This window comes from Planctobacterium marinum, assembly GCF_020687805.1.
GTDB lineage: Bacteria > Pseudomonadota > Gammaproteobacteria > Enterobacterales > Alteromonadaceae > Planctobacterium > Planctobacterium marinum.
In genome coordinates this window covers 541774-561131 of record NZ_JAJEWQ010000004.1, presented here as the reverse complement: position 1 = coordinate 561131, position 19358 = coordinate 541774, and the positions used below count along the sequence as shown (strand labels likewise).

The following is a 19358-nucleotide window of genomic DNA, read 5'->3' as shown; positions in this document are numbered from 1 at the left end:
AAATCGCAGAGCCATCAGCAATGAATTTAGCGATCATCAATCGCCCTTTAACTGTGAAGATCACACCCACTCCATCGCGATTGTGGATATTGATGATTTTAAGGCCATCAATGATTCGTTTGACCATCGGGTAGGAGACGAAGTGCTTCGTGGCCTGGCCGCCCTGATGCGTGAGCAATGTCGGGAAGAGGATATCTGCTGTCGCTGGGGAGGTGAGGAGTTTGTCATCGCGTTACTGGACACCGATCAGGTTCAGGCCCTGGAAGCCATGCAACGCCTGCGCATCGCAGTGGAAAAGCACAACTTCGGCACAGAAGCACGGCTGGTTAAAATTACAGTAACCATTGGGATCAGCGAATTTTCCTGTCAGGACAGCATAATCGAAGTTATTGAGTCTGCCGATGCCGCCATGTACAAAGCTAAAAAATCGGGTAAAAACAGTGTATTACTTAGCAGCCACAAACATCTGACGCTAGATTAGTTGCAATAATTCCGACAGCGAATCGAGTGCAATGTGGGGCAACAAATGTGCCTGTTCACGGTTCAGGTTCATCGTTCTGTTTTCGGCATACCAGGCGGCCTGAAAACCCGCCATAACAGCACCGGCAACGTCTTTTTCCAGATTATCGCCCACGTGCAAAATAGACTGCGCCGGTACCTTCAGGTCACGGCACGCCAGTTCAAACATATCCGGAAAGGGTTTACTGCGCATTGTTGAACTGGCGTGATAAACCCGCTCAAAACACCCATCAAGACCAATTCTGGCGATATCAACGTTGCCATTGGTAATAGCCATCAATGGCACTTTATGCGCTAACTGTTTGAGCACGGTGACATACTCATCAGGTACTTTGAAATGGCTGCGGTGAAAGTAAAAGGTGTCATAACTGCGACTGATGGCATCCGCCAGTGCATCTCCGGTCAGCCCGATTGCGCCAAACATCTTAGCCAATACTGCCCGTCGCAAGGCAATCATGTCGTGCCGGCAGGCCGGCGTTTCACGGACCACTTCCCGTCGAAACTGACGCCAGGCAGGTTTACCCAACGATGCCGTTTCCGGCCAGTGTTGCTGCATGAAGGCGAACATCTGCTGTTCCGCTTCCACAATATAAGGGTGATTGGCATAAAAGGTATCGTCCAGGTCAAAGGTCATGGCCTGAATCGGATTGAGACGACGGTAATACTTCATCGGTTTCGCTCTAAGGTTTTCGCTTTCTGGCTCTGGGATGAGCCGTATCATAGATTTTGCTCAGGTGCTGAAAATCCAGGTGGGTGTACACCTGGGTGGTAGACAAGTTTGCATGCCCCAATAACTCCTGAACTGCCCGTAAATCGCCGCTGGATTCCAGCATATGAGTGGCGAAGGAATGGCGTAACTTGTGCGGATGTACCTGTTGATCCAACGACTGTTTTTGCGCCCAGAGTTTCATGCGCTTGGCAATTTGCCGGGATGATATGCGCTTGTTTTGCATACTGACAAACACCGCAGGTTCGTCTTCGCCGATCAGTTGTCCACGCACTTTCAACCAGGCTTTAAGCGCTTGCCGGGCCACTTTGCCCACGGGTAAAATGCGTTCTTTACTGCCTTTACCACGCACCCGAAGTTGCTGCATGCCCTCTTCAATATGATTCAGATTGAGATCGGTTAATTCTGCAAGTCGCAATCCACACCCATAGGATAGCTCCATCATGGCTTTGTCCCGCACGGCCAGTACCGATTCTTCATCAATATTGAGCAATTGCGACATTTCATCGACGTTCAGTTGTTTGGGTAAAGGACGCCCCTGCTTGGGTGCCGTCACCGCCTTGGCGGGATTCTGTGTCAACACCCCCCGGGTAACCAGATAGCGGCAAAAGCTACGCAAAGCAGATAAGCGCAGGGCAATACTCTTAGGTGACAAATCCTGACGCCTTGCCTGAGCCAGGACTCGCTTCACATGAGCCACGGTCAGCAGATGCCAGGCTTCAATGCTGATACCTTCAGCTATCACCAGTAGCTGCCTTTGGTAATTCTCTATGGTTTTTGCAGATAAGTTGCGTTCAAACTTCAGGTAATCCAGAAAGTCAGTAATGGGTGTCAGCATCGCATCTGATACTGACACAACTCAATCCTGTACGGTGGGGATAATAAGGCTGAGGAATTGCTGCAACTGAGTGATCAGCAAGGTATCCATTTGCGGATTAAAGTGACCATCGTTGTCACTGCCTATCACCAGCAGACCCAGTTCATCTTCATGGCGCAAACGCATAATCACCACAGACTGCGGCTGACTGGCAGAGAATAAAATCTGATTTTCCTGCTGGGTTAAACGGCCAAAGAAAAAGTCCGACTTACTCAGGCGTTTGTCCAGAATAAGTTGTCTGTCTTTGTCTGTCAGGCCACTTTTGTCAGTCACCAGATGTAATACCACATCGCTTAACTTGAGTTGCTGACACACGGTGTCTTGTAAGGCATTGCGAATATCGGCTATCTGTTTGCAATTAAACAAACGCAAATTCAGATCGGCGTAGATACGGTAAATAGCTTCATTCTGACGGGCCACAGACATCAGATCGGTGAGCTTTTTTTGCAACTCTGTGACTTTGTCACGCAGCTGTTCTGCCTGTAACTCCACCAGAGAAACAGAGCCTTTTTTCTGATGGGGGATTGTCAGTTCTTCAGCCAGTAGCGGATAACGAATAAAGAATTCCGGATTATTCAGCAAGTAGTCTTTCACCAACTCCGGTGTTAACCAGTCAGCAGAAGGCGTGTTGATTTCGGCGGTATTATTTGGAGTGTCAGTCATATTTCTATACTGCCGTCAAAAACGTGTTCTGCGGCACCTGTCATTTTTATCATTGTATCGTTACCCTGCCAACGTATTTTAAGGGAACCACCCGGTAAGTCCACCCTGACATTGTCATCCAGTTTACCTTGCAGATGTCCGATGACCGCCGCAGCACATGCGCCGCTGCCACAGGCCAATGTCTCACCGACACCCCGTTCAAATACGCGAAGGCGAATATGCTTGCGGTTAACAATCTGCATAAAGCCCACATTAACCCCTTCCGGAAAGCGTTCATGAGTCTCCAGTAAGGGGCCGAGGGATTCTACCGGTGCGCTGTCAACATTATCCACCTCCATCACACAATGGGGATTACCCATGGAAACAGCGCCGGCCATCACCGTATGCTCCTCCGCCCGGATCAGGTAGATATTTTCCTGTTTGTTGGCTTTGATAGGTACCGCCGCCGGTTCAAAATTGGGTCGCCCCATATTGACCGTCACCATGCCATCGTTCTCCAGATACAATACCATACGACCGTTTTTGGTACTGACCGAGATTTTGTTGCGATTAATTAAGCCTTTCATTTTGACAAACCGGGCAAAACAACGGGCGCCATTACCGCATTGTGTTACCTCGGAGCCATCCGCATTAAAAATGCGGTAATGAAAATCCTGATCCGGATCGTAGGGCGGCTCCACCAGCAACATCTGATCAAAGCCCACACCGAAATTCCGGTCGGCCAATTGTGCGATCTTCTCTTTTGAGAAGAATACGTTCTGGGTGAGGTTATCAACAACCATAAAATCATTACCCAGACCGTGCATTTTAGAAAACTGCACTAACATGTGATTAATTCGAAAACTTCTATTAGGTCTATATTACGGGAGTTTACGTTCCAGTTTCCACAACTCTTGTAAAGTTTCCCGCTCGCGCACCAAATGCAGTGTATCCCCATCCACCATAAGCTCCGGTGGACGAGCGCGGGTGTTGTAGTTGGAAGCCATCACAAAGCCATAGGCTCCGGCACTTCTGACCGCCAATAAATCGTCTGCTGCAATAGCCAGTTCCCGCTCTTTACCCAGAAAGTCACCGGTTTCGCAAATCGGACCGACCACGTCGTATACTGCCTTTTCCCGCTGCAAACCGCTATCCACCGGAATGATATTCATCCAGGCAGAGTACAGCGCCGGTCGGATCAGATCATTCATGGCAGCATCTACGATCGCAAAATTCTTCTCTGCGCCGGATTTCAGAAATTCTACTTTCGTCACCAGAATGCCGGCATTTGCCATAATGGCGCGACCGGGTTCAAATACCAGGGTTAGCTCTTCCCTGCCCTGCAAGCGCTGCGCTAATGCCGCGGCGTATTCGTTAGGGTGCGGCGGTGTTTCATTCTGATAAGGTACACCGAGACCGCCACCAACATCCAGATGACTGATGTGAATGCCTTTTTCTTTAAGTTCGTCGATTAATGCCAGTAACCGGTCCAGAGCATCCACAAAGGGCGCCAGATCAGTTAACTGAGAGCCAATGTGACAATCAATACCTTTGACTTCCAGGTGGCTCATTGCAGCCGCCTGCTGGTAAATAGCAATGGCTTGTTCGCGCTCAATGCCGAATTTATTGGCTTTCAGTCCGGTGGAAATATAAGGGTGAGTTTTGGCGTCTACATCCGGGTTAACGCGAATGGATATCGGAGCTTTAACATCCAGCTCTGCCGCGACTTTATTAATGCGCGACAATTCCGCAGGTGATTCTACGTTGAAACAATAAATATTGTGCCTGAGGGCCAACAGAATTTCTTCTTCCGTTTTCCCCACACCGGAAAACACCACGTTTTTCGGATCGCCGCCCGCGGCAATGACTCTTTGCAATTCACCACCGGACACAATGTCAAAGCCGGAACCCAGTTTTGCCATCACCGACAACACCCCCAGATTGGAATTGGCTTTTACCGCGTAACAGATCAAATGGGGTTGTTTGCCTGCCGCCTTATCAAACGCCTGCCAGTGGCGCTCTATGGTGGCGCGGGAATAAATATAACAGGGCGTACCATATTGCGCAGCGATGTCTGCAACAGACAACTCTTCAGCAAACAATTGCTCATTCTGATATTGAAAAAAATCCATAATAATCCCTGTTGTTACTCTTTGGGTTGATCCGACTCAGCGGCTTCACTTGCAGCAGCAGGAACAGGCGGATTGGCATTGTCGCTCTGATTCTGGGTGGCTTCTTCTGGTAAAAATAGCGGGCCACGTTGGCCACAGGCGGTCAACAGGCAGAGCATGAGGAGGATAAAAGAACACTTTCGCATGTGATTTTTGAGTCTGGAAATCATAATTAGGGCCATATTCTCATTGCCCTGGCCGATTTCCAAATAAAACTTTATATCCAACTCGCATAAATAAAAAAATTTTCTGACACTGTATAAAAATGGCCCCTGGGGTGCCGATTAAAAACTAATCCGGAACAAAACTTCACTGTATCGAAAAATCTTATGCAAGTGCAAAGTGCCCAAATCCAGTTCGCTCATCAGCATGAACGCAGTGAACGTTACACTAAAAGCGAAACACTGCTGGCGGAGCGCGCAGCACAACAGCAAGGTGACCCGGCAACCCGCACCGTTTTACTTTCTGAGCGGACAGATATTCAGCGTTCTGAACAAGCTTTAGGTATTTCGGCAAATGACAAGCCGCAATCGCCTGTCACTGATTTATCGCAAAGAGGAAGAGCTTTGGCGGCGCAGATAGAACAAGCCGGTAATCGCGCGCAGGGGTTCACAGCCTTCTTGCGTCCTGAGGAAGATGAGCTCAGCGACAGTCATTTGGACGCCAAAATCTGGCAATTAAAATCCGTTGTGGAAAGTTTTATCGGACGGGAAATTCATCTGCACCATTTGCAGGAAGAGCAAGAAAGTCCGGATCAGTCTGTAAGTAATGGTCGCAACAACCAACGGCCGCCAACAAGCTCCACCGCAGAGTTGATTTATCAATATCAGGAAAGCTATCAGGAAGACGAGTCGTCCTTGTTTATTGCCAGCGGCGAAGTCACGCTGCAATCCGGTGAGACCATTCAACTGGAATTACAACAATTTACGCAACGCAGCTTTTATCAGGCCAACAGTCTGGAAATGAAAATAGGTGAAATTGAACTGACTGATCCTCTGGTTATCAATCTTCAGGGCGCATCCGTTTCACTAAGCCAGCGAACTCACCAGTTCGATCTGGATCAGGATGGTCAGCAAGATACTATTCATTTTGCCACCGGTCAGTCTGGGTTTCTGGCCCTGGATCGTAACAACAACAGCCTGATCGATGATGGCAGTGAGTTGTTTGGTGCAAAAACCGGTAATGGCTTCGCTGAACTGGCGCAGTATGATGAAGATCAAAATGGTTTTATTGACGCCGGTGACAGTGTATTTTCCCGACTTCAGTTTTATCAAAAAAATGCCCTGGGCGAAGATCAACTCAGCAATATCAGCGAACTGGGTATTGGTGCCCTGTACTTAGGTCAACAAGCCAGTCCATTTGATATCAAAGACGCAGACAATCAACTACAGGCCAAAGTGCGTTCCAGCGGTTTGTTCATCAACAATAACGGCACCGTGGGTAGCCTGCAGCAGATTGATTTAGTGGTGTGACTATACCGGGTGCTGGATTCACTCAGTGAGCTGGTGCCCCTTTATGCAGTGACCAAAGTGCGTTGAATAACCTGATACAGGGTATTTGCGTCTATGGGTTTTGCCACATGAGAGTTCATGCCATGGGCAATATAGTGGTCTACGTCATCTTTCATCACGTTGGCCGTTAGCGCAATAATTGGTAGCTGTGCGATAGCGGGATTGTTATCTGCACGTATTTTCTGGGTTGCAGCCACACCATCCAGTACCGGCATCTGAATATCCATGAGAATTAAATCAAATTCGCTATCGCGTTTTAAGGTTTCAAGGCACTCAACCCCATCAGAAACTATTTGGCATTTTGCCCCGGCGTTCTGCAGCATATTTTCGATCACCACCTGATTGATGGCATTATCTTCTGCCACCAGAATTCGCAAATTGTGCAGCTCTGTAGAGACCGGTTTCGCAGGTAACTCATCACCGCCTGAGGTTGTTGTGATGGCGTCAAACAGCTGGCTGGCCGGACAAGGTTTTTGCAGTACAGTACTGATCTTAAGACCGTCACTTTTTTGTTTTACTACCGCAACATCATACGCGGTAATCACTATAATTTTTGGCGTCCAGCCCTGCGCCAGTACCGCTTTGAGAAATCCTTCGCCATCCATCTCCGGCATACACCAGTCGGTAATGACGATATCAATTTCGCTCTTTTTAAAATGCGCTAATCCCTGTTTGCCACTTTTGGCAATCAGCACTCTGGCGCCACCTTTGGTAAGGGTGGCAGCCACTTCTTTCAGCGCCAGAACATTGTCATCCACCACCAGTATCGTTTTGGGTTCTGCCATGCTGTAGTCGCGCTCATCCGCTAACACTACCCGATTATTTCTGAGTAACTGCACACTGGCCACAAAGCGGCTGCCCTGATTTATCTGGCTGGTTACTGTTACATCCCCTCCCATCAGTCGACACAATTGCTGACTGATCACCAGCCCCAATCCGGTTCCGCCATACTTTCTGGTGGTAGAGGTATCAGCCTGAGAAAACTCGGTAAACAGCCCGCTAATGGTTTCCTGACTCATGCCAATACCGGTATCTGCCACGACAAATTGCAGTTCGACCGCCTCACTCAGGGTTGGATTGGTTGCTGCCTGCGCGGTAACTGTCACTCTGACACCGCCTTGACTGGTAAATTTAATGGCATTGGAGCAAAGGTTGAGTAGCACCTGATTTAATCTGACCAGATCCCCTATTAAATCCAGTGGCACATCCGGATCGATATCAAGACAAAAGTCGATCCCTTTATCCAGAGCAGTTTGTTCAAAATTAGTCTGCAAAAAGTCGTGCACGCTCATCAAAGAAAACGGGATCTGCTCCAGCTCAATTGAATTGGCACTAATTTTCGAATAATCCAGAATATCGTTGATAACAATCAGCAAATGCCTGGCGGCCGACTCCATTTTGCTTAAGAAGCCCGTTTGTTGCGCATCCAGGTGGGTATTTTGCAGTAACTGGGTCAGCCCAATTACCCCGTTTAAAGGAGTCCGAATCTCATGGCTCATATTGGCCAGAAAACTGGACTTAGCCCGTGCGGCCTCCTGGGCATCATGGACCGCCTGTTCAAGTTGTTCGTTCTGTTGATGCAGTTGCTGTCGCTGTTTACGCAGGGTTTCAACGGCATCATTGAGATCTCGCGTTTTTTCGTCCACCTTTTTCTCCAGACGAACGCGCAGCGTCAGATTCAGGTATACGATGCTCGCAAGCAAAATTGCCAGGCAGGTGCCGGTTAACAAGATAATGCCTTGTTGCCACAATTGTTGCTGCGGACTTTCATTGGGGATCACGTAAAGGGTCCAGTGGCGGTCAAAAACCTGCAGACTGAATTCACTGTAATAGTCCGATGACAACAAAACCGGCGCAGCCTGTTGTTCAATGCTGTCCTCAGGGAAATAATATACCTTACCCTGAGCATCAGCCAGCGCGTAACGAAAGGCGGTTTGTCCGATATTCATTTCCGTGGTTTCAAACACATCGTTCAGATACTGACTGGAAGTCACCAGGCCAGCCACCTGTTGTTCATGGTCCGTTTGTTTACTCATTATTGGCGAAATATGCACGAAAAACGGACTTTGGGTGATGGCCTGCAATGGCTCAAAAAAACCAATCACGGTATTGTGTCGGTTGCGAATAGCGCGGAAAATCGAAGGCCCAAGAGGCAGGTTTTCGGTCATCTGGCGGCCGACAAAGTCATCCCGCGCAATGGCCGGGTATGTGTACTGAATAAACGTAATGCTGCTGTTTGCGGTTTCCACGAGCGGGGCTTTCTGTCCGCCTTGCAAACTAAACGGCTGAAAATCGCGAAACTCCGCCGTTTCGTTACTCCTGAGCTTTTGCAGCAATGGCGGTAGCTGCTCGTCAGTGACGTTTGCCAGAATGGAAACCCGGCGTCCCTGTGGAAATTCCGGATAAATTTGCTCAACAAATCCGGCAAATTCGCTAAAACTCACCCATTCTGAACTGGCAAAAAAGTTAGCGATGGACTCCACCTGATACAGGGCGCGTTTTAGGCTGGCTTCGATGTCGGCAGCACGCAACTCAGCGCGTCTCTGCAACTGTGTGATATTTTTCTCGGTAATCGCTTGCTGCTCATTAATCGCGTAACCCAGGGTCAACAGCAAGCCAACAACAAACACCAATATTGCCGCAACAAGCGGCTGTATCCGGGTGGCATTGTCAGGTGTAAACAGGCTCATTCAAAAACCACTTCGATGCCAAGACCCAATTCGCGAAATGCGCCCTGGGCGCAAAGCCGGTTGGTATCCACATTGGTGCCAGGAATAGTGGCGCGCTCGCTGCAATATTGCTCATCCGTCAGGTTGCGCCCCCAGACAGACAAATTCACCCTGGGATAACTGGCAGGCGTAAAACTGATCCCACCGTGCAGTAAATGCACTGCTGATTCAGAAAAGTTGTGCTGCCAAACCTCAGAATGATTACCCGCCAACGCGTGAATGTAGGCGTCTGTAAAATTGTAGTGCAGATGCCAGTTCATCGTGCCGTATTCTCCGGTCAGGCTCTGTTGCAGCAGGATGCTGGCAGTCCAGGGGGGCGTGTTGGGTAGCGCATTCCCTACCACTACTGAGTTTTGAAAACCGCTTTGCAGATGTTCTGCAATCGCGCGGGTATCCAGTTCGGCTTCTGTGACTTTGGCATCGACGTACGCCAGTCCGGCTTTGAGGGTAATATCTGAGGGTAACAAAGCGCTCAGCTCTGCCTCAAAGCCACGCGTTCTGGCCCCGGGCAAATTCACCAGCGAAGCAAACAAATCAGCAGGATTACCGGGGTTGTAAACCAGAAAAAACTGATAATCTTGCCAGTCGTTGTTAAACAAAGACAGGTTAAAGCGCAATCGGTCATTGAGCCATTCAGATTTGAGACCCAGCTCTGCGGTGACAACCCGTTCCGGTGAGACCACACTGTCCAGCAAAGCGGTATAGGCGGCTGTTGTAGGATTTGAGTTAACCGCACCCATTTTATAACCTTTGGCCAGATAACCATAGAAGCGCAGGTTTTCGCAGTAATCGTGCATCAGTGACAGCTTTCCACCCCACTCGCGAAATGTGCGATTGATATCCGCGTTCGCGGGTATGCCCTGGTTGGCCTGATAAAAATTATCAATCACGGCAAATCCCGCATAATCCCGTTGCACTTCAAACGACGGATTCCCCAGGCTATACCAACCAAAAGAGCCCAGGGGAAAAGGCATGTCTTCGGCATCCATCAACATCCCGGCGCTGTTCACTGTGGGTGTCAGGCGCTGCAGGGTCCAACGACCACTGATGCCAAGCAGGGTTTGTTCCGCAATAGCCTGCTCCAGGTGACCATACCCTGACAATGACACAATATCATTGTTCACCAGCGCGCCGCGATCAAACAAGGGCCCCTGCCCTGCGTCATCAATAGCATCATCCGGGCGTCCAGGACCTACCGGGTCGATGAACGCAGTTTGTAAAATATCGCCCTGCTCCAGCGTAGAGAGCACGCCCAGTAACCAATGTCCTGTTGCACTTAGCGGTGACAGCCACTGAAATTCTTGTGAAAAAGAACGGGTGTCTGTGGAGTTATAGGTAATCACCTGCGCTACCCCGGATGGTGCCCCCTGTGCTCCCCAGTCATCCATGCGCTCACTGTCAGCAATCTCAAAGGACGTCGTGGACTTAAATTCAACCCCCGGAAATTGCTGGCGATAAAGCAGGTAGCCGCCATAGGCTTCGATATTGTCTCTGGGGTTGATCAGCTGACTGGTCACTTTCTGTAAATCGTATGCGTCCAGGTCAATCAGGCCACTTTCATCGCTGGCGGTGATAAAGGTTTTTACCGCACTAATTTGCTGTTGCCGCCCACCATACAAGGCCACCTGAAAATGGCTGTCCTCGGTGACATCAAACCGCACCTGTGCTTTAAAACCTTGCCGATCGGTATTGTGAAACTGCGTGTCATTGCCCACATGGCTGGCATCAAGCCTGCCGTCCTGACGCAGTGTATCTGCCGTTAAACGAAACCCGATATCGTCATCCGGGGATGCTGCCAGGGTCGAAGTCAGTTGCCGCAGTGCGTCACTGCCCAGATTCACCCGGAGTTTGCCTTGCAGGTTGTCTCCGGCCTGCGGGCGGGCTGAAATGTACTTGATAGCGCCACCGGTAGTGTTTTTGCCATAGAGCGCCACTTGTGGTCCCCGAAGCACTTCAACCTGCTCTATGTCCAACAGGCTAAAGTTTGCCAGAACCGGATTTTGAATTGCGACATCGTCGATATAAAGCCCAACGGCGGGAATAGAAGAGAGGTTAAAGTCATCGGTGCCGACCCCCCGAATAAAATAATTGTAAACACCGGATATGGAGCGATTGGCATTGAGGTTAACAATTTGTCCGGCAATCTCGCTGGCCTGATCGATCTTAAAGGCGTTTAAGGTGCGATTATTCACAGCAGAAACAGACAAGGGCACTTGCTGGACCGACTGAATGCGTTTTTGCGCAGTCACTTCAATGCGTTCCAACTCTGCATCCTGAGCAATGCCGTCAGCCCCGCTCAGTACAACCATGCAACCGATAACATAAGTTATGTTTTTGAACACAATAACCCCGTCTCCCAACGCACGATTACCCGAATCCCCGCAACTCCCTAAGGCAGTCGTTCCCTAAGCAGATTCTCCTGTTACCTGTATATCATTGCACAAGGTAAATAAATGCACCAATTTCAATTTTCAGCTTATTTCATTAATAAACTGGCCATAGCTTTGTTAAACACCGCCATCCAACGCTGACTGTATTGGCCTTCTGGCATGTTGTTCATTTCGATAACGGCGCGTTTTTTCGGGCGTTTGCGATGGGTGTCATGGGCCCGTTGATGGGTTAGTGCATCAAAAGTATCTAAAATGGCCAACAATTTCGCGCCTTCACAAATATCCTTTTCCATAAGTCCCAGAGGATAGCCGGAGCCGTCACAACGCTCGTGATGTTGCATCACAATTTTACGTGCCTCGTTCCACTGATCTAAGTGTTCCAGCAATCTGGAACTTTTATAGACGTGCGAGCGCAACAGATTGAACTCGACAATTTCCAGCCTGTCGCGTTTGTGTAAAATGTGCAGAGGCATAAAGGCCATGCCAAAATCGTGAACATAACAGGCCACCAGCAGTTGATCCGCGTCAATGGGGCTGCCTTCCATCTTATTCATGAGTAACGCCAGTTTGGCAATTCTGTCGCCTCGTCCGGCCCAATACATAGACCGGGCTTCAATGGGCTCCATTAGCGCCCGGAAAAACACGATATCGGTTTGACGTTCCTTACTGAGTACTTTTATGGTGCTGTCGGAGTCCAGCGGGTTGGACTCTTTGTTGATTGCTGAATCATCATCGGTGTCCAGATCTTCATTCACCGACTGGGCTATCTCAGCCGGAGGATCATTTTCCGGCTTGGCATCCAAAGTGGGGTCCAGCAAGAGTACTGATTCGGCTAACAGCTTTTCGTGATGCGGGCCATTGTCGGGTTTTATCCGACTGATGTGCTGTACCAGGTGTTTAAATAATTGATCGTCATATTGTGCTGTGCCACTGCTGATACAACTTTCTACAAATAACTTTACCCGGTCCAGCGTAAGCAATACCAAATCACTCATGGTACTGGTGTAATTGATCTGCCCGTTTCTCAGGAAGTCCAGTAAGTCTTCAACATGCTGCAGCAGCGGGATCAGGGGTGAAAAATTCACCATCCCTAAATCCCCTTTGATGGTGTGGATCGAGCGAAACAGGGCGCGCTGCAATTCGTTGTCTTTGGGCTTTAATTCCAGCTCGATTAAGGTTTGTTCACTGGCTTCGTAAAGCTCATTAATCTCTTCAAGGAGATCGCCTAAAATCTCTGCGTCCAAATCGTCATGGGTAAAGGTTTGCATTAATCAGACAGCCCTGTTTTTGTTGTTTCTTTATTGCGTCGCTTGTTGTACAAAATAGTTCAAATGTGATCCTGTGCACTTAACCACAGGTCCTGCAACGAGTATAGGTTAAATCGTCAATCTTTGCATGACCAGAATAAGCGCGCAAAGTTGCGCTGTAAATTTACTGCTCATCTGACATGATTTAGCAAAAAAAACGCTATACTATGCAGCCTTTTGACGACACTGGAAATCATTTTGTTAGCCATCTTGCGCATTATTGCTTTGTTTATCAGCTTTCTCCTTATTAACGGGATCCTCATTATTTTTTGCCTTTTGCGTCCCATGCATCGCAACAATGTGTATTCCTGCAGTATGGTTTACGGCATTATGTCCCGTATTTTGGGCCTTAAAGTGGTGGTGCAGGGCAAAGAAAATGTCCCCAATGAACCTGTGGTTTATATCGCCAATCACCAGAACAGTTATGACTTAATCACTATCTGCAAGGCCGTCATGCCGGGTACGGTTTCAGTCGGTAAGAAAAGTCTGGTATTTATTCCGGTATTTGGCTGGTTGTACTGGCTCTCTGGCAATGTCCTCATAGATCGTAAAAACGCAACACGGGCAGCAGACACTCTCAGCTCTACGGTGGCAAAAATAAAAAAGCGCGGTATTTCGGTGTGGTTTTTCCCGGAGGGTACCCGCAGCTATGGGCGCGGCATTTTGCCGTTTAAAACCGGTGCCTTTCGCATCGCAGATGCCGTAAACATGCCGGTGGTAAGAGTCTGCGCCAGCAACCTGATTGACAAAGTTGATTTAAATCGCTGGGACAATGGCACCCTGATTATCCAAATCAGCGAGCCGATATATATGGATGACAGCCGCGGCATCAAAGAATGGTCAGTACTGTTGCGGGAAAAAATGATCGAAGACTTTGATCAGGTCAATAACGAAGTCGCACAGCTGACAAAAGCGCGTTAAACTTACGCAAAAATATACTCAAGAGATCGCTATGCCACACTCAAATAGCCTGCAAGACTGGTATCAATTTAACCAGGAAACCCTCGAAGCGCTGATTAATGACGGCAGTGCTGCCGATAAACCCCATACCATAGAGCACCACATTGCCAGCAAGGATTTCGCATTGCTGGAAAAGGCGGCAGTCGACGCTTACAAAGCAGGGTTTGAAGTTACTGACGCCGAAGAGTTGATTTTAGACGACGGTGATGAACTCTTTAGCTTTGATGCAATCGCAGAAAGATCACTGGACCTGGAGCAAATTAACGCCGATACCAGTAAATTGGTGAGCATCGCGGAAAAGCACAAAGTGTTTTACGACGGTTGGGGCACCTATTTTGTGGAGTAGTTGTGCGCTGAACACGCACAAGCGATAGCAGAGCAAACTGTGCTGAATCTCATCTGGTTAGCCTTCTTTTTTATTGCCGCTTTCTGCGGTTTTTACCAATGGCTGGTGCTGGGTAATCAGGCCATTTTTACTGAACTGGTTAGTGCCATGTTCGACATGGCCAAGGTCACAGTAGAAATTGCCCTGGGACTGGTGGGTGCTTTATGCCTTTGGTTGGGCATTTTTAAAATTGCCGAGCACAATGGCTGGATAGCCAGGTTGTCCCGGTTACTGACCCCCCTGTTTCAACGTTTAATGCCTGAAGTCCCCGCTAATCATCCGGCCGTTGGGTCAATCACCATGAACCTGTCTGCCAATGCATTGGGACTGGATAATGCTGCGACACCGCTGGGCATTAAAGCCATGCAGGATTTGCAAACCCTGAATCCCAACAAAACCACCGCCAGTAACGCGCAAATTTTGTTTCTGGTACTCAATACCTCCTCTGTTACCCTGTTTCCGGTGTTTGTGTTCGTGTACCGGGCGCAACAGGGTGCAGCAATCCCCACCGATGTATTTTTACCGATACTAATCACCACCAGTTGCTCCTCAATTGCGGGGCTGATCGCGGTGGCTTTGGTGCAGCGCATTAATCTTCTGCAGCAAACGGTGCTTCTTTATGGCGCGCTGTTTTTTGCCCTGATGGGCGGCTTGCTGGTGTATTTTGTGAGTTTGCCTGCGGCCCTGGTTGGCCCGCAATCTTCGCTGTTGGCAAACCTACTGATTTTCTGTTTTGTGGTGGGTGTCCTGTTTAGCGCCTGGCGACAAAAACTGGACACCTATGATTTGTTTATCGAAGGCGCCAAAGAAGGTTTTCAACAGGCCATCAATCTGATCCCCTATTTACTGGCGATGTTAGTGGCGATCGGCTTATTGCGCGCCAGTGGTGCAATTCAACTGGTGGTGGATGCAATTGCCTGGCTGGTGTCGCTGGCAGGCTTGTCTACCGCGTTTGTGGATGCACTGCCTACCGCTCTGATGAAGCCGCTGAGCGGCAGCGGTGCGCGCGCCATGATGATTGAAACCATGCAGGTGCATGGCGCAGATTCCTTCGCCGGAAGATTGTCAGGAATTTTTCAGGGCTCAACCGAAACCACCTTTTATGTGCTGGCGGTTTATTTTGGCGCTGTGGGCATAAAACACAGCCGCCATGCTATTCCCTGCGCCTTAATTGCCGACGCCACCGCCATCATCGTGGGTATTGTGGTAGCCAGCGTATTTTTTGCATAGTACCAACAGGAATGATTATGCGTATTTTGTTACTTGTATGCCTTTTACCTTTACTGTGTAGCACCGGTTTCGCCACAGAACTACCTAAAGCAGGAAGCTGGCACACAGTTGAGCAGCCACTGACCATACCGGTGTTACAGCGCGACCGCACTGTGCGCATTTACCTGCCGCCCGGTTATTACCAGCCAGAACGGCGTTTTCGGGTGCTATACATGCACGATGCCCAAAATTTGTTTGACGACAGCACGGCATTCGCCGGTGAATGGCAAGTTGACGAACATCTCAATGCGTTGGCAAAAGAATCAGATTTACAGCTGATTGTGGTAGGCATAGACAATGGCGGTGAACATCGCACAACAGAGCTAAGTGCCTGGTCGCACGAGCGATATGGCGAGGGAGAAGGACAACACTACACTGACTTTATCGTTAACCTGGTTAAACCCTATGTCGACCGGCATTACAAAACCATGCCGGATGCCGAAAACACCGCCATCATGGGTAGCTCGATGGGAGGCCTGGCCAGTCACTATGCGCTATTCTCCCATGCTGAAGTTTTCAGCAAAGCCGGGATTTTCTCGCCCTCCTATTGGTACGCCCCGCAGGTTTTTCAGTTTACCCGGGAGCACACTCTGCCCAAAAGCCACCGTTTGTATTTTATCGTCGGTGAGCTGGAAGGTGAGGATATGGTGCAGCCGATGCACAAGATGACCCAACTTTTATCAGAAGAAGGGCACCCAAACCAGCATATCCAGGCTAAAGTCATTGCGCAGGGGAAACACAACGAAGCCTTTTGGCGAGCACACTTTTCAGATGCGATAACATGGCTGTTCAGGCCACTGTGAATCTTCTACACTGAAACATAGGTAACACTGTGAGGTCATTGTGAGCGCCACTGATAACCACAACCCGGAAATGGAATGGAGCACAGCCTCAGCACAGGTGCACATTATTACGCCGGACTTTTTTATACCGGGTCTGAACCGGGATCGCACGGTACGGGTTTATCTGCCCCCCGACTACCAGCAATCAGACAAGCATTATCCGGTGTTGTACATGCACGACGGGCAAAATTTATTTGATGAGGCCAGCGCCTACTCCGGAGAGTGGCGGGTGGATAAAAGCCTGAACCTGATGGCCCATCAGCAGCAACTGGAATTAATTGTGGTGGGCATAGACAATGGTAAACAGCACCGCATTACAGAGCTGAGTGCCTGGGATAACACCACCTACGGTAAAGCTGAAGGGCAGCACTATCTGGATTTTATCGTACAACAGCTGATGCCTCATATTAACCAGCATTACCGGACACGCCCTGACCGCAACAACACCGGTATTATGGGCAGCTCCATGGGCGGATTAATGTCTCATTTTGCCATTCATCGTTACCCGGATATCTTTTCCAAAGCTGGTATTTTGTCGCCATCATTCTGGTATGCCAGTCCGGTTTTTGAATTCACCCGACAACGGCCGCTACCGGCGGACAGCCGCCTGTATTTTCTGATGGGCAACGAAGAAGATAAAACCATGGTGGATGACATGCACAATATGGTGAATCAAATCGTAGACTGCGGGCATCCCACCCCGCATATTTTCAGTAAAACCGTGCCGGGCCGGGGCCATTCGGAGTCGTTCTGGGCAGAGGAGTTCCCGCAGGCCGTAAAATGGTTGTTTGGCTAGCCGCACAAGCTATTGCGCAGCCGCCAACATCTTAAATAACCACTAGGGGGTCAACGTCAAGTGCACCTCGGTGTAATACATGTCGGTCAGTCCTTCGTAACCTGAGTCAGTCCCTATCATGATCCACAGCTCGCCGCTGGCGGAAGACTGAACTTCAAATCCATCTTCGAGTGCCACTTCCAGGGTTTTCTCACCAAAGGCCGTGCCTTCACAATTTGCACCTTCAGCCACGATATTGCCAATCACAATCGCATCGTTACCCGGTTGCGACTGGTTGCCTTTGTCTATGTTCATGTAAAAGTCCAGTTGCTCAGGCTCAATTTCCGTGGCCCCCATCTTCACATACACAGACTCGCCAGGTGCACCACCGATACCAATGCAATCAGCGCCGGCATTAGAAAAGAATGAGACGCTGCCGTGCAAGGTATAGTCAGTGTTTGGATGCAGACCCACTACACGCCCCTTCAGGTACATGAACAGATCATCGCTGCGATTCATGCCTTTCAGACGAAATCCCTGGTCGCCTGATTCATCCGGCAAATCGGCAATTTCGGCCTCCAGCTCATAGATCTCCTCATCATCCACCGGATAATCTGAAAAGCCGGCTTCCCAACCCTGTTTGCCATCATTAAATTCTGTGGTGATCACCACAGGTTCAGGAACCGTTGGTTCATCATTGTCATCCGAGCCACAGGCGGCTAACAACAATGCCGCAGAAAAGGTTAAATAGTGTTTCATTGATACTCTCCTTTGATTAGCTGCGGCTATGATAAAAAGAGCGTCGCATGAATGTCGTAATAGATTGTTGTCTAATTGGATTAAATTGTTACCGATAGCGGGATTTTTGAGCAAACCGAAGGCGCTGCCCTGCTGCGCATTCCGCACCTTAGCAAAGCCACCCCATAATCACAGCTCAAAGTACTGCGTAAAACACTTGTACAATTGCGTTCCACCCAACACGCTGGCGGACGGAAAATGCAAAATAGGGATCAAATCACAAGGTGCCTTTATCTCGCTGACAGCGCGTTTATCTTCCAGCTCATCGATATTCAGCACCCTGGCCATGACTTCTCCACGCTTTACCCGCTGACCGGGTTTAGCCAGATACTCCACGATTCCGCCAACCTGACTAAACAAGATTTTATAGTCTTTGAGATACACCGTGTGACGTTGCATGTTTTGCGGAGTGTAAAGAGGCTCAGCAAAACACCCTTTGGCCGATAAATAGCTCAAAATACTCTGCGCATCCTGTTGTCCGGCCTGAAAGTCAATCACTTCCTGGGAGCCCATTTCCACGGTAAAGGCTTCAACACCGAACTGCCAGTCCCGTTGCGGATATTTATCGGTCAGTTGTTGTTGCAAGGTCCACCAGGGACAAAACGTCGCTTCGTCCAGGGCTCCGGCGAACAGGTTAGGTATCAGGATGACATGCGGTATATTAAAAAACCTGGCGGATTCGCGGGCGTACTCAGGAACATAAATATGGCGGGTCGATACCGGACCGTTGTGTAAATCCAAAACAATATCGGCGTCAAACGCAAAGCGCTGTAGTTTCAGGTTTAATTGTTGCGCCAGGCCGACGCCCCATTCCCTCGCTAATACCTCGTCAATGCCCTGTTTTACATGTTCTCTGAAGCGCGCTTTCAGCAGCTTAATGTCAGCATTTTCATCAACCTGTTGGATAAACTGATCTAATGATGCCTGATCAAAATGGTAGGCCCGATTCCAGTTTTGGCCATTTACCGGGTCAAAACGCCCCAGTGTATACTCACCGGATTTGAGATTACTGCCCACCGGATTGCAGTTCGGGATCAGGATCACCTCACCTTTTAACGGCGCAGACTGCAACGCCTGAATCAAATGATAAATAACGACATTGCCCTGTACTTCTGCCCCGTGAATAGAGCTTTGAATGTAAACTTTTGGTCCAGCAACATTACTTTTAAAGCGGTACACTGGCACGTTGAGATTGCGACCGGACACATTCTGCGCCACCACCAAATATTCTTTTTTAAAGGTAACCTGAGATTTCAGCATTTCTGATCAATACGTCCTGATTTTTCGTACCCACCCTAAATAGCAAGTGAGAACAATTAGAGCAAGTTGAAATTATAAAACGAGTGGTGATGATTTTATCTAACCGGAGGCAATTAATCCTTAAGTATGATACACATAGCGAATTTTATCGGGTATGGTTTCAACTATCGGTTGCCCGGAGTATTGAAGGAGTTGC

At 49.0% G+C, this 19358-nt stretch carries 18 protein-coding genes; 7 read left to right on the top strand and 11 right to left on the bottom strand.

The genetic code is table 11. The annotated features are described in order from the left end of the window. The coding region (locus tag LJ740_RS15940; protein WP_229530099.1) for a GGDEF domain-containing protein at positions 1 to 481 on the top strand (481 nt) is incomplete at its 5' end. Here LJ740_RS15940 and LJ740_RS15935 read toward each other — a convergent pair. The 6 genes from LJ740_RS15935 to lptM are packed head-to-tail and all read right to left on the bottom strand — an operon-like array spanning position 473 to position 5145. After that, positions 473 to 1189, bottom strand: coding sequence for an HAD-IA family hydrolase (locus tag LJ740_RS15935; protein WP_229530098.1), 717 nt, complete (start codon positions 1187 to 1189; stop codon positions 473 to 475). The two genes, LJ740_RS15940 and LJ740_RS15935, sit on opposite strands and share 9 nt — an antisense overlap. Before the next feature lie 10 nt (positions 1190 to 1199). Beyond that, positions 1200 to 2084 (bottom strand): tyrosine recombinase XerC, encoded by an 885-nt coding sequence (xerC, locus tag LJ740_RS15930; protein WP_229530182.1) that lies wholly within the window; start codon positions 2082 to 2084, stop codon positions 1200 to 1202. 21 nt (positions 2085 to 2105) lie between these two features. Further along, positions 2106 to 2786, bottom strand: a complete 681-nt coding sequence (locus LJ740_RS15925; protein ID WP_229530097.1) for a DUF484 family protein — start codon at positions 2784 to 2786, stop codon at positions 2106 to 2108. Beyond that, positions 2783 to 3613: a diaminopimelate epimerase gene (gene dapF / locus LJ740_RS15920; protein WP_229530096.1), complete on the bottom strand. Its 831-nt coding sequence runs from the start codon at positions 3611 to 3613 to the stop codon at positions 2783 to 2785. The genes LJ740_RS15925 and dapF overlap by 4 nt, the downstream gene beginning before the upstream one ends. 33 nt (positions 3614 to 3646) lie before the next feature. Beyond that, positions 3647 to 4897: a diaminopimelate decarboxylase gene (gene lysA / locus LJ740_RS15915; RefSeq protein WP_229530095.1), complete on the bottom strand. Its 1251-nt coding sequence runs from the start codon at positions 4895 to 4897 to the stop codon at positions 3647 to 3649. 14 nt (positions 4898 to 4911) lie between these two features. Next, positions 4912 to 5145: an LPS translocon maturation chaperone LptM gene (gene lptM, locus LJ740_RS15910; protein WP_229530094.1), complete on the bottom strand. Its 234-nt coding sequence runs from the start codon at positions 5143 to 5145 to the stop codon at positions 4912 to 4914. Between the two features lie 120 nt (positions 5146 to 5265). On the opposite strand from lptM, the gene LJ740_RS15905 reads away from it, so the two are divergent. Next, positions 5266 to 6408: a hypothetical protein gene (locus LJ740_RS15905; RefSeq protein ID WP_229530093.1), complete on the top strand. Its 1143-nt coding sequence runs from the start codon at positions 5266 to 5268 to the stop codon at positions 6406 to 6408. Positions 6409 to 6449: 41 nt separating this feature from the next. Here LJ740_RS15905 and LJ740_RS15900 read toward each other — a convergent pair whose 3' ends face one another. From LJ740_RS15900 to LJ740_RS15890, 3 genes are all read right to left on the bottom strand, one after another. Then, complete coding sequence (locus LJ740_RS15900; protein WP_229530092.1) at positions 6450 to 9137, bottom strand: response regulator; 2688 nt, start codon at positions 9135 to 9137, stop codon at positions 6450 to 6452. Continuing rightward, a complete protein-coding gene (locus LJ740_RS15895; protein ID WP_229530091.1) occupies positions 9134 to 11518 on the bottom strand; it encodes a TonB-dependent receptor in 2385 nt (794 codons plus the stop codon). Before LJ740_RS15895 ends, LJ740_RS15900 begins: the two co-directional genes overlap by 4 nt. 134 nt (positions 11519 to 11652) lie before the next feature. Continuing rightward, positions 11653 to 12834: an HD domain-containing phosphohydrolase gene (locus LJ740_RS15890; protein ID WP_229530090.1), complete on the bottom strand. Its 1182-nt coding sequence runs from the start codon at positions 12832 to 12834 to the stop codon at positions 11653 to 11655. 237 nt (positions 12835 to 13071) lie between these two features. Here LJ740_RS15890 and LJ740_RS15885 point away from each other — a divergent pair, with 237 nt between their 5' ends. Genes LJ740_RS15885 through LJ740_RS15865 form a run of 5 tightly spaced genes read left to right on the top strand, consistent with a single transcriptional unit; the run spans position 13072 to position 17125 of the window. Next, positions 13072 to 13794 (top strand): 1-acylglycerol-3-phosphate O-acyltransferase, encoded by a 723-nt coding sequence (locus LJ740_RS15885; protein ID WP_229530181.1) that lies wholly within the window; start codon positions 13072 to 13074, stop codon positions 13792 to 13794. Between the two features lie 31 nt (positions 13795 to 13825). Continuing rightward, entirely contained in the window at positions 13826 to 14179 is a 354-nt protein-coding gene (gene rraB, locus LJ740_RS15880; protein WP_229530089.1) for a ribonuclease E inhibitor RraB, read from the top strand. A 39-nt stretch (positions 14180 to 14218) separates the two neighbouring features. Further along, positions 14219 to 15448: a nucleoside recognition domain-containing protein gene (locus tag LJ740_RS15875; RefSeq protein ID WP_229530088.1), complete on the top strand. Its 1230-nt coding sequence runs from the start codon at positions 14219 to 14221 to the stop codon at positions 15446 to 15448. A 17-nt stretch (positions 15449 to 15465) separates the two neighbouring features. Beyond that, positions 15466 to 16290, top strand: coding sequence for an alpha/beta hydrolase (locus LJ740_RS15870; protein WP_229530087.1), 825 nt, complete (start codon positions 15466 to 15468; stop codon positions 16288 to 16290). Between the two features lie 40 nt (positions 16291 to 16330). Next, entirely contained in the window at positions 16331 to 17125 is a 795-nt protein-coding gene (locus tag LJ740_RS15865; protein WP_229530086.1) for an alpha/beta hydrolase, read from the top strand. A gap of 42 nt (positions 17126 to 17167) precedes the next feature. On the opposite strand, the gene LJ740_RS15860 is transcribed toward LJ740_RS15865, so the two are convergent. Then, positions 17168 to 17863, bottom strand: a complete 696-nt coding sequence (locus tag LJ740_RS15860) for a hypothetical protein (RefSeq protein WP_229530085.1) — start codon at positions 17861 to 17863, stop codon at positions 17168 to 17170. A gap of 168 nt (positions 17864 to 18031) precedes the next feature. Continuing rightward, positions 18032 to 19162, bottom strand: coding sequence for a succinylglutamate desuccinylase/aspartoacylase domain-containing protein (locus tag LJ740_RS15855; protein ID WP_377307073.1), 1131 nt, complete (start codon positions 19160 to 19162; stop codon positions 18032 to 18034). Positions 19163 to 19358: the final 196 nt, after the last annotated feature.

Coding starts and splice junctions, on each gene's coding strand:
- LJ740_RS15855 (WP_377307073.1), bottom strand. CDS start 19,162: ATGCTGAAATCTCAGGTTACCTTTAAAAAAGAATATTTGGTGGTGGCG.
- LJ740_RS15935 (WP_229530098.1), bottom strand. CDS start 1,189: ATGAAGTATTACCGTCGTCTCAATCCGATTCAGGCCATGACCTTTGAC.
- LJ740_RS15925 (WP_229530097.1), bottom strand. CDS start 2,786: ATGACTGACACTCCAAATAATACCGCCGAAATCAACACGCCTTCTGCT.
- dapF (WP_229530096.1), bottom strand. CDS start 3,613: ATGTTAGTGCAGTTTTCTAAAATGCACGGTCTGGGTAATGATTTTATG.
- LJ740_RS15870 (WP_229530087.1), top strand. CDS start 15,466: ATGCGTATTTTGTTACTTGTATGCCTTTTACCTTTACTGTGTAGCACC.
- LJ740_RS15905 (WP_229530093.1), top strand. CDS start 5,266: ATGCAAGTGCAAAGTGCCCAAATCCAGTTCGCTCATCAGCATGAACGC.
- LJ740_RS15900 (WP_229530092.1), bottom strand. CDS start 9,137: ATGAGCCTGTTTACACCTGACAATGCCACCCGGATACAGCCGCTTGTT.
- lysA (WP_229530095.1), bottom strand. CDS start 4,897: ATGGATTTTTTTCAATATCAGAATGAGCAATTGTTTGCTGAAGAGTTG.
- LJ740_RS15890 (WP_229530090.1), bottom strand. CDS start 12,834: ATGCAAACCTTTACCCATGACGATTTGGACGCAGAGATTTTAGGCGAT.
- rraB (WP_229530089.1), top strand. CDS start 13,826: ATGCCACACTCAAATAGCCTGCAAGACTGGTATCAATTTAACCAGGAA.
- LJ740_RS15860 (WP_229530085.1), bottom strand. CDS start 17,863: ATGAAACACTATTTAACCTTTTCTGCGGCATTGTTGTTAGCCGCCTGT.
- xerC (WP_229530182.1), bottom strand. CDS start 2,084: ATGCTGACACCCATTACTGACTTTCTGGATTACCTGAAGTTTGAACGC.